The sequence below is a fragment of the Burkholderia sp. E168m15 genome, from assembly GCF_016586105.1.
GTDB classification, from domain to species: domain Bacteria; phylum Pseudomonadota; class Gammaproteobacteria; order Burkholderiales; family Burkholderiaceae; genus Burkholderia; species Burkholderia orbicola.
On sequence record NZ_BCPO01000058.1, the window covers coordinates 1 to 9147 of the forward strand.

Genomic DNA, 9147 nt, shown 5'->3' on the forward strand with positions numbered 1-9147 from the left:
GGAACGCGTCGACCGCATAGGTGCTCGTCTTCACGACGTCGCGCGCGCCGTGGATCCGGTTGTTGAACGCGACCAGCACGCCTTGCCCGCGCGCGGCCGGATGGGCGGCCACCGTCACCGCGTTCAGCAGGTTCAGCGGGCCGTCGGACGACAGCGCGGTCGCCGGCCGCATCGCGGCCGTCAGCACGACCGGCTTGTCGCCCCGGACGACCAGATGCAGTGCATACGCGGTTTCCTCGAGCGTATCGGTGCCGTGGGTGATCACGATGCCGTCGATCGCCGGGTCGGCCATCAGCGCGTCGATCCGCGCGGCGAGCGTGTTCCACAGCGGCAGCGCGAGATCCTTGCTGTCGATGCTGGCGACCTGCTCCGCGTCGATGCGCGCGACCGACGCAAGCGCCGGTACGGCGTCGACCAGGAAATTGACGCCGAGCGCGCCGGCCTGGTAGCCGGCCGTGCTGGCCGCGTCGGGCGCGGCGCCGGCGATCGTGCCGCCGGTGGCGAGTACGGCGATGCGCGGCAGCGCCGGCGCGGACGAAGGGGATGCGGTGTTCGGTGTATTCATGGCCGCGATTGTAATGGCTCGCGGCCGGCGTCCGGTAGGTCCGGCTCGAACGCGCGCGGCGCGACCCCGTGTCATGGTTTGTCCCGATCGCCGGCGCGTGCACGCCGTCAACGGCCATGCCGCCCACTGCGTTATAGAAATGCCGTTTTGGTGTTTTCACATTGATTTGCCATAATCGGAGCGCGCGGCGCGATGCGACCCTGTTCACGTCGCGCCGGGCTTCGTGACGGCGTCGATATAAAACGCAATTCACCCCATGGGAGTGTCGAAATGAAAATCCAATCGCTCGTAGCCGCAGTGCTTCTCGGCGGCATGCTGGCTTCCCCCGCATTCGCGGCGAACAGCCAGCAGGACAAGATGAAGGCCTGTAACACCCAGGCAGCCGGCAAGACGGGCGACGAACGCAAGGCGTTCATGAAGGACTGCCTGTCGGCGAAGCCCGCGAAGGCGATGACGCAGCAGGAAAAGATGAAGGCGTGCAACACGCAGGCCACCGGCAAGAAGGGTGACGATCGCAAGGCGTTCATGAAGAGCTGCCTGAGCAACCAGCCGGCCGCCTGAGTTCGGCGCTCCCGCCTCGAATGCCGCGCCCCGCTTCGGCGGGCGCGGCATTTTCGTTTTCGTTGCACGCGCATCGACACGCGCCTGCCAGCCGCATGCCCGCCCGCATGCCCGCCTTTTCCCGCCCCGTTTTTCCGGCCCGCCGCTCCGGTGCCGCCACATGGTGCGGCAATTCGCCGCGTTTTCTTCTATGATGGCTGCAACGCGGCCCACCCAAGACCAAGAAGCGCCATCGGGCCGCCCTCGAGACGGACGCGCACGCGCGTCAAACGGAGGCTTGGATGGCATGGAGACAACACCGCTGGTTCCGCCGCTGGCTGATCGTGATCGTGTTCTGGGCGGTGCCCGTCGCGATCATCGCCGTGCGCGAGATCCGCGAGGAAATGGCCTACAACAAGGCGGACCTGCAACTCGCGCTGACCACCTGGCAGCTCACCGACGCGCAACAGGCCGCCGGCGCCGCCGCGAAGTGCCACGGGAATCCTGACGAAGCGCGCGCGACCGGCTGCCCGGCCGACGTGCTCGCCGCCAACGCGCCGCGCCAGCAGGCGGCCCGCGACGAATACGTGGTGCGCCGCAATACGCTCGCCGGCTATCTGTGGCATGCGTTCGTCGGCTACTGGGTCGTTCCGGCCGCGTTCCTGTTCGCATGCGGCGTCGTGATCGCGCTGATCCGCCGCGCGCTGCGCCGCCCGCCGATCAAGCCGCCCGTTCCCCCCGTCACACACTGACACCGGCGCACGCCGCAGGCGCCGCCGCCCGCTGCTCGAGCGCCGCGTTCCCCGCACGCCGGCCACGCGCCACGCGCGCCTGGCGCGTGCGCGACATTTCATCCGTTGGCGCGCCGCGACACCCTTGCGCGATTTGACGCTTTTTCACGCGCCAACGAAAAGAGCCCCTGATCCGCTGTGATATAACTGCCGACGTGATCCGCTCCCTGAGCGAGACTCACTCCGAACATCATCCGATGGAGAACAACGATGCAAAAACGGAATCTTGTGCTGAAAGCCGCCGCTGCGCTCATCGTCGGTAGCCTCGCGCTCACCGGTTGCACCACCACGCCGGACAAGCCGGACAACGCCGCGACCAACGCGTCGAAGCGTCAGTCGATCGACGCGAGCGTCGACGCCACGCTGTCTCGCATGTACTCCACCGTCAAGGGTTCGCGCGAGCTCGTCGCGAAATCGCGCGGCGTGCTGGTCTTCCCCGAAGTGCTCCAGGCCGGCTTCATCGTCGGCGGCCAGTCGGGCAACGGCGCGCTGCGCGTCGGCGGCAGCACGGTCGGCTACTACAACACGTCGTCACTGTCGGTCGGCCTGCAGGCCGGTGCGCAGTCGAAGGCGATCGTGTTCCTGTTCATGACGCAGCAGGCGCTCGACGAATTCCGCGGCTCGGACGGCTGGGCCGCCGGCGCCGGCGCATCGGTCGCACTCGTGAAGATGGGCGCGAACGGCGCGGTCGACTCCAACACGGCCACCGCGCCGATCCAGGTCGTCGTGCTGACCAACGCCGGCCTGATGGGCGACGTATCGATCAACGGCACGAAGGTCACGAAGCTCAAGATCTGACGTTGACGCACTGCCCGCGCGCGCTGCGCGCGGACCATGCGCAAACGGCGATGTCCTTGCGGGCATCGCCGTTTTTTTATCCGCCGCCCTTCTGCATCGGGACGATCAGGTCGTCGAATCGATCACCTTGAAGCGCGAGCGCTTCTGCGCGCGGATCACCGACTGGTACACATCGACGTACTGCTGCGCCATCCGGCGCGACGTGAAGCGCTCCTCGAAGCGCTGCCGCACGCGCGCCCGCGGCAGCAGGTGCAGCCGGTTCACGGCGGCCACCGCACTGATTTCATCCTCGACGATGAACCCCGACACGCCCTCGTCCACCACTTCGGGCACCGCGCCGCGGTTGAACGCGATCACCGGCGTGCCGCACGACATCGCCTCGATCATCACCAGGCCGAACGGCTCCGGCCAGTCGATCGGAAACAGCAGCGCATGCGCGCCCGACAGGAATTCGGCCTTCTCGTGATCGGCGATCTCGCCGATGTATTCGACGTGTGGCAACGCGAAAAGCGGCTTGATCTCGCGGTCGAAGTATTCCTGGTCGGCCGCGTCGATCTTCGCGGCGATCCGGATCGGCAGCCCGCACTGGCGGGCGATGCGGATCGCGGTATCGACGCGTTTTTCCGGCGAGATGCGGCCGAGGAACGCGAGATAGCGCGGCTCGACGGGCTGCGGCATGTACAGCGTATCGGGTAGCCCGTGATAGACGGTCGTCAGCCATTTCGCCTGCGGCAACGGCTGGCGCTGCGCATTGGAAATCGAGATCACCGGCGCCGTATTGAACGTGTCGAACACCGGTTGCTGCTCGGGCAGGTCGAGCCGGCCGTGCAGCGTCGTCACGTAAGGCGTTTCCTGCCGGTTGAAGACCGAGAACGAGTAGTAGTCCATGTGGAAATGGAGCACGTCGAAATCCTTCGCGCGGCGCGCGACCGTCTCCATCAGCAGCATGTGCGGCGCGACCCGGTCGCGGATCGACGAATCGAGCCGCAGCGCGCGCGGCCACACGGATTCGAGCTTCGCCCGCGTCGTCGAATCGCCGCTCGCGAACAGCGTCACGTCGTGGCCGAGGTCGACGAGCGCCTCGGTGATGTAGGACACGACGCGCTCCGTGCCGCCGTACAGCTTCGGGGGCACGGATTCGGTCAGCGGGGCGATCTGGGCAATTCTCATGGTCCACGTCTCCTGTGTCCTGTCCGTTGCGGCGCGGCGGCGGAGCACTCGCTCATGCGAGCCCGCCCTGCGTCCATGCAGCGCCGGCCGGCATGGCTCCCGCCGGATATCTCATTATTATTCGCGATCCCGATGAGCGGAACCGCAGGTCTTTCATTTTTTGGGGGTTGTTACAGACCGGATACATTCGGCCGATCGAGCGCGGACGCCTCGTTTCGCGCCCGGCCGGCCCCATTCGGCGCCTCCTGGCGCCGCTCACGGCCTCGAGCACGCAATCAGGCGGTCAACGCGATGGCCACTTCCAGGGCGGCAGGTCGCGCGAATCGGCATCGACGAGCGCGGTCGCGCCGAGCTGCTTGTCGAGCACCAGCGATTCGCAGTCGGCCTCGCGCTCGAGCGTCGCGATGAGCCGCGCCGCGTGCGACACGACCAGCACCTGCGAACGCCGGGCGGCCTGCGCGATCAGGCGGCCGAGCGCCGGCAGCAGATCGGGATGCAGGCTCGTCTCCGGTTCGTTCAGCACCATCAGCGCCGGCGGCCGCGGCGTCAGCAGCGCGGCCGCGAGCAGCAGGTAGCGCAGCGTGCCGTCCGACAGCTCGGCCGCCGCCAGCGGCCGCAGCAGCCCCGGCTGGCGCATCAGCACGTCGAAGCGGCCGCGGCCGCCCGGATTGTCGATCTCGACCGACGCGCCGGGAAACGCGTCGTCGATCGCCGCATCGAGCGCCGCCGCGTCGCCGATTTCGCGGATCGTCTGCAGCGCGGCGGCCAGGTCGGCCCCGTCGTCCGCGAGCACCGGCGTATGGGTGCCGATGTGCGACTGGCGTGCCGGCGCCTGCGCATCGGTCCGGAAATGGTCGTAGAAGCGCCACGAGCGAATCCGTTCGCGCACCGCGATCATCTCGGGCGCCCCGGTCGGATCGGCGAACTCGGTCATCATGCTGTCGAAGCTCGCGACCGGCTGCGGAATCGTCTGCCAGTCGCCCGATGCGGTACGCGCACGGATCTGCGCGCCCTGCCGGTCGACCAGCAGCGTGGACGGACGCAGCAACGCGCCGCCCCAGATGCATTCGCGCTTGACCACCGGATCGAGCGCGAACTGTGAGCGGCTCGGCAGCGGCAGGCCGAGATCGATCGCATAGCCGAAATCGTCGCACGCGAAGCCGAGCTTCAGGCTCACCGGCCCCTTGCGCACGGTGCCCGTCACCGGCACGTCGCCCGCCAGCATCGCGCGCGAGAAGCGCTCGGGGCCGGCCCACAACGTCGACGGCAAGCCGCCCTCGCGTGCGAGCGACGGGATCACGCGGCCCTGCGCGGTGTCGGCGAGCAGCCGCAGCGCGCGATACACGCTCGATTTGCCGCTGCCGTTCGGCCCCGTCACGACATTGAGCGCCGCGAGCGGCACGATCAGCTCGCGCAGCGAGCGGTAATTGGCGATGGCGAGCGTCTTCAGCGCGGTCATGACAATGGGAAACAGGGAATGGCCGCAGGACTCGGGCCGCGTTCAGCGGCCGTCGACGGCCTGCGGGTCGGCTGCGGTGTTGGCCGCCGTGCTGGCGGCGGGCGATCGCGCGTGCGGCCTTTCGGGATTCGGTGCGTCCGGCGCGGATTCGTGCGGATACAGTTCCATCCGGCTGCGCGGCAGGCATTGCGGATAGCGGTGCTGCAGATACGCGATCAACCCTTCGCGCACGCGGCAGCGCAGATCCCAGCACGACGACGAATCGGCCGCGCTGACGAGCGCGCGCAACTGCATCGTGCGCTCCGTCGCATCGGTCACCTGCAGCACCTGCACGCGACCGTCCCACTCGGGCGCGGCGTGGACGAGCCGCGCGAGTTCCTCGCGCAGCGGCGCAAGCGGCGTGCGGTAGTCGACCGACAGGTAGACGGTGCCGATGATCTCCGCGCTGCTGCGCGTCCAGTTCGTGAACGGGTTCTCGATGATCCACTGCAGCGGCACGACGAGGCGCCGCTGGTCCCACAGCCGCACCGACACGAACGAGCCGGTGATTTCCTCGATGCGCCCCCACTCGCCCTGGATCACGACCACGTCGTCGAGCCGAATCGGTTGCGTGAGCGCGATCTGCAACCCGGCGATCAGGTTGCCGAGCACCGGCCGCGCGGCGATACCGGCGACCAGCCCTGCCACACCGGCCGATGCCAGCAGGCTCGCGCCGACCTGGCGCACGTTGGGGAACGTCATCAGCGCGGCGCCGGTGCCGATGATCACGATCAGCACCATCACGGTCCGCACGAGCACCTTGGCCTGTGTATGGACACGCCGTGCCTGAAGGTTGTCGGCCGTGTCGATCGGATGGGCCTGGATGATCGCGTCGCCGACGCCGGCCGCGAGCCGTACCAGCAGCCACGTGAGCGACACGATCGAGCCGACCGCGGCCGCGGTGCGCATGCCGCGCACGAACGACATGCCGTCGTCCGCCTGGACCCACACGAATTCGAGCGCCAGCAGCGCCAGCACGACGAGCGACGGCTTGTCGATGTAGCGCAGGATCGCGCTCATCAGCGGATACGGCTGCGCGATGCGCTTGACGATACGTGCGCCGAGGCGGTGCACGACCGTGACGACCAGTATGACGATGACCGACACGCCCAGCGTGCCGAGCCACGAATGCAACGGCGCATCGGCGATGCGCTGCAGTTCCTCGATTGAAATCATCGGCGCCCTCGAGTGATGAAGCGCACAGGCTTCGTCCTGGATGCGTCGGCGACGTCCGGGCCATGCACGCGCCCGGACACGGCGTCAGATCAGTTGCCGTTCCTGCAGGGAAACGCCTTGCCGAGACCGAGCGACACCGCGGTGCTCGCGTTGTAGTCGGCCAGCTTTGGATTCTCGGCGATGTACTTGCGCACCGCGTCCGTCATCTGTTGCGCCCGGATGTCGGGCGGCAGGCAGAAGTACTGGCCGACGCGCGGCCCCGTGGTGCCGCCGATCGCATCGATCGTGTTGTAGACGCCGTCGGCGGCGCCTTCGATATAGGCCGCGCACGACGCCCGCGACTTGACGTCCGTCTTCGCGCACAGCCGGTCGAGATCCGCGCCCGTGAAAGCCGCCGCCGACAATGGCACGGCAAACGCCGCGGCACAAAACATTGCGCGCAACATGGTGTTCCTTCTTATGTCAATGCGGCCCGAGACCGCCTGCTGCCCTGGCTGGTGCGGCGCCGGATGCCCGGCGCCGGCCGGAAGCCGGCCCGGCGGACAGGCGCCGCCGCACCAAAAAACGTTATTTTGCACTCTTTTGCGCATCTGCCGGCGTCGCCGCACCGATACGCGTCGTCCGCTTGCTCAGGATCTCGATCGCGTCCGGCGCGTTGTAGTGCTTCGCGAACTCGAGCGCGGTGATGCCGAGCTGGTTCTTCACCTGCGGATCGGCGCCCTGGTCGAGCAGCAGCGTGACCGTCGACGCATGGTTGCCGCGCGCGGCCATCATCAGCGGCGTCGTGCCGTTCGGCGACGCGGTGTCGATATACGCGTCGTGGTCGAGCAGCACCTTGACGACCGCGTCCTGGCCGTTGGTCGCCGCGTAATGCAGCGGCGCCCAGCCCTTCTTGCTGACTTCCGCGCCCTTGTCGATCAGCAGCTTGACGAGCCCGAGGTCGCCGTTCAGCGACGCGAGCATCAGCGCGTTTTCGCCGGCCTTGTCTTCCTTCTCGAGATCGACGTTCGGCGTCGTGGCGATCGCGGCCGCGACCTTGTCGGATTTCTCGCGGGCGGCGATCACGAGGATCGGGTCGCCGTTCGGCGCGAGCGTGTTCGGATCGAGCTTGCCGCTCTTGAGCTGCTTGCCGATATCGGCGATGTCGTCGAACTTGACGGCCTTGACGATCGCGTCGAGCGACTCGGCATGCGCGCCGGCGGCGGCGAACAGGCCGCTCGCGACGAATGCGGCGGCAACGAGTGCGCGTTTGGGCAGATGGTTGGTCGGCTTCGTCATTGTTGTGGGCTCCTTCCCTGGGTTGTCGGCTGCGCGCCCGTCGTTAGCGGGCGATCTTGAACAGCCGGAAAAAGTTCTGCGTCGTCGCATCGGCGAGCGCCTCGACGGCGACACCGCGCTCGGATGCGATAAAGCGTCCGACATGGCTGACGTACGCAGGTTCATTCGGCTTGCCGCGATACGGCACCGGCGCGAGGTACGGCGAGTCGGTCTCGATCAGCAGCCGGTCGAGCGGCACGCGCCGCGCGACGTCCTGCACGTCGGTCGCGTTCTTGAACGTGACGATGCCCGACAGCGAGATATGGAAGTTCTGCGCGAGCGCCTGCTCGGCGACCGGCCACGGCTCGGTGAAGCAGTGCATCACGCCGCCCGGCACGTCCGCGCGCTCCTCGGCCATGATCCGCAGCGTGTCTTCCGACGACGAACGCGTGTGGATGATCAGCGGCTTCATCGTCGCGGTCGCCGCGCGAATGTGCGTGCGAAAACGTTCGCGCTGCCATTCCATGTCGGCGATCGAGCGCCCTTCGAGGCGATAGTAGTCGAGGCCGGTTTCGCCGATCGCGACGACCTTCGGGTGCGCGGCCAGCTCGACCAGCTCCGCGAGCGTCGGCTCGCGCATGTCCTCGTGATCGGGATGCACGCCGACCGATGCGTACACGTTGTCGTGCGCTTCGGCGATCGCAAGCACCTCGGGCAGCGTCTCGAGATCGACAGACACGCACAGCGCATGCGTGACGTCGTGCTCGCGCATGTTCTCGAGAACGGCCGGCAGGCGGTCGGCCAGGCCCTTGAAATTGATGTGGCAGTGAGAGTCGACGAACATCGTGTTTCCTGAATACGTGAGACGGGCGCTCATGCGCCCGCCGGCATGCGGCACCGGGCAAGGTGGGCGGGCCGGCCGGCCACGGTCGCGCCCCCGCGTGATCCGCTCATCATTTCGCAACCCATCGGAAACAATGCCAGATCAAGCGAATATTTCCCGATATCCGAGAAACAATTCCTCGAATACGAGCCGCGCGTTGAGCGGATGGTTCTCGACCGTCCGCTGCCGCGTCACGGCTTTCATGAAGCGCGCGAATGCGTTCGCGTCGACCGCTTCCGCGCAGCGCGCCAGGGCCGCCGCGTGCGTCGGGAAGTAGCGCGGCGCGCCGGCCATCCGCTGCGCGAGCAGATCGTACAGCCAGCGCTGCAGCCAGCCGAGCACCAGCGGCACCGGCAGCTTCTGCAGCGTCTCGCCGCAGGCGAACGGATCGCACGCCGCACCGGCGGCCAGTTGCCCGAGCGTGTAGTCGCGCAGCGGGCGGTTCTCGTCGCTCGCGAGCGCCAGCGCG

At 67.8% G+C, this 9147-nt stretch carries 10 protein-coding genes and 1 pseudogene; 3 read left to right on the forward strand and 8 right to left on the reverse strand.

Annotated elements, in window-relative coordinates; translation table 11 throughout:
• Window positions 1–565: asparaginase (locus JMF86_RS09215; RefSeq protein ID WP_201316963.1), on the reverse strand; the 565-nt coding region annotated here is incomplete at its 3' end.
• Window positions 566–835: 270 nt separating this feature from the next.
• Between JMF86_RS09215 and JMF86_RS09220 the strand changes: the two genes are divergently transcribed.
• The 3 genes from JMF86_RS09220 to JMF86_RS09230 all read left to right on the forward strand — a co-directional run bounded on the left by JMF86_RS09220 (window position 836) and on the right by JMF86_RS09230 (window position 2694).
• On the forward strand, window positions 836–1126 hold the full coding sequence (locus tag JMF86_RS09220) for a PsiF family protein (protein ID WP_011549641.1): 291 nt from the start codon (window positions 836–838) through the stop codon (window positions 1124–1126).
• A 281-nt stretch (window positions 1127–1407) separates the two neighbouring features.
• Window positions 1408–1857, forward strand: a complete 450-nt coding sequence (locus JMF86_RS09225; RefSeq protein WP_011549640.1) for a membrane protein — start codon at window positions 1408–1410, stop codon at window positions 1855–1857.
• Window positions 1858–2106: 249 nt separating this feature from the next.
• Entirely contained in the window at window positions 2107–2694 is a 588-nt protein-coding gene (locus JMF86_RS09230; RefSeq protein ID WP_006478613.1) for a YSC84-related protein, read from the forward strand.
• A gap of 105 nt (window positions 2695–2799) precedes the next feature.
• Here the strand turns inward: JMF86_RS09230 and JMF86_RS09235 are convergent, their stop codons facing one another.
• From JMF86_RS09235 to JMF86_RS09265, 7 genes and pseudogenes are all read right to left on the reverse strand, one after another.
• Window positions 2800–3864: a glycosyltransferase family 4 protein gene (locus JMF86_RS09235; RefSeq protein WP_011549639.1), complete on the reverse strand. Its 1065-nt coding sequence runs from the start codon at window positions 3862–3864 to the stop codon at window positions 2800–2802.
• A gap of 283 nt (window positions 3865–4147) precedes the next feature.
• Window positions 4148–5323 (reverse strand): AAA family ATPase, encoded by a 1176-nt coding sequence (locus JMF86_RS09240; RefSeq protein ID WP_011549638.1) that lies wholly within the window; start codon window positions 5321–5323, stop codon window positions 4148–4150.
• A gap of 42 nt (window positions 5324–5365) precedes the next feature.
• Window positions 5366–6538, reverse strand: a complete 1173-nt coding sequence (locus JMF86_RS09245) for a mechanosensitive ion channel family protein (RefSeq protein WP_011549637.1) — start codon at window positions 6536–6538, stop codon at window positions 5366–5368.
• Between the two features lie 89 nt (window positions 6539–6627).
• Window positions 6628–6984 (reverse strand): Rap1a/Tai family immunity protein, encoded by a 357-nt coding sequence (locus tag JMF86_RS09250; RefSeq protein WP_011549636.1) that lies wholly within the window; start codon window positions 6982–6984, stop codon window positions 6628–6630.
• Window positions 6985–7105: 121 nt separating this feature from the next.
• Entirely contained in the window at window positions 7106–7816 is a 711-nt protein-coding gene (locus JMF86_RS09255) for an ankyrin repeat domain-containing protein (RefSeq protein ID WP_006478608.1), read from the reverse strand.
• A 43-nt stretch (window positions 7817–7859) separates the two neighbouring features.
• On the reverse strand, window positions 7860–8639 hold the full coding sequence (locus tag JMF86_RS09260; RefSeq protein WP_006478607.1) for a TatD family hydrolase: 780 nt from the start codon (window positions 8637–8639) through the stop codon (window positions 7860–7862).
• Window positions 8640–8780: 141 nt separating this feature from the next.
• A pseudogene (locus JMF86_RS09265) lies at window positions 8781–9147 on the reverse strand (DNA polymerase III subunit delta'); the annotation flags it as partial.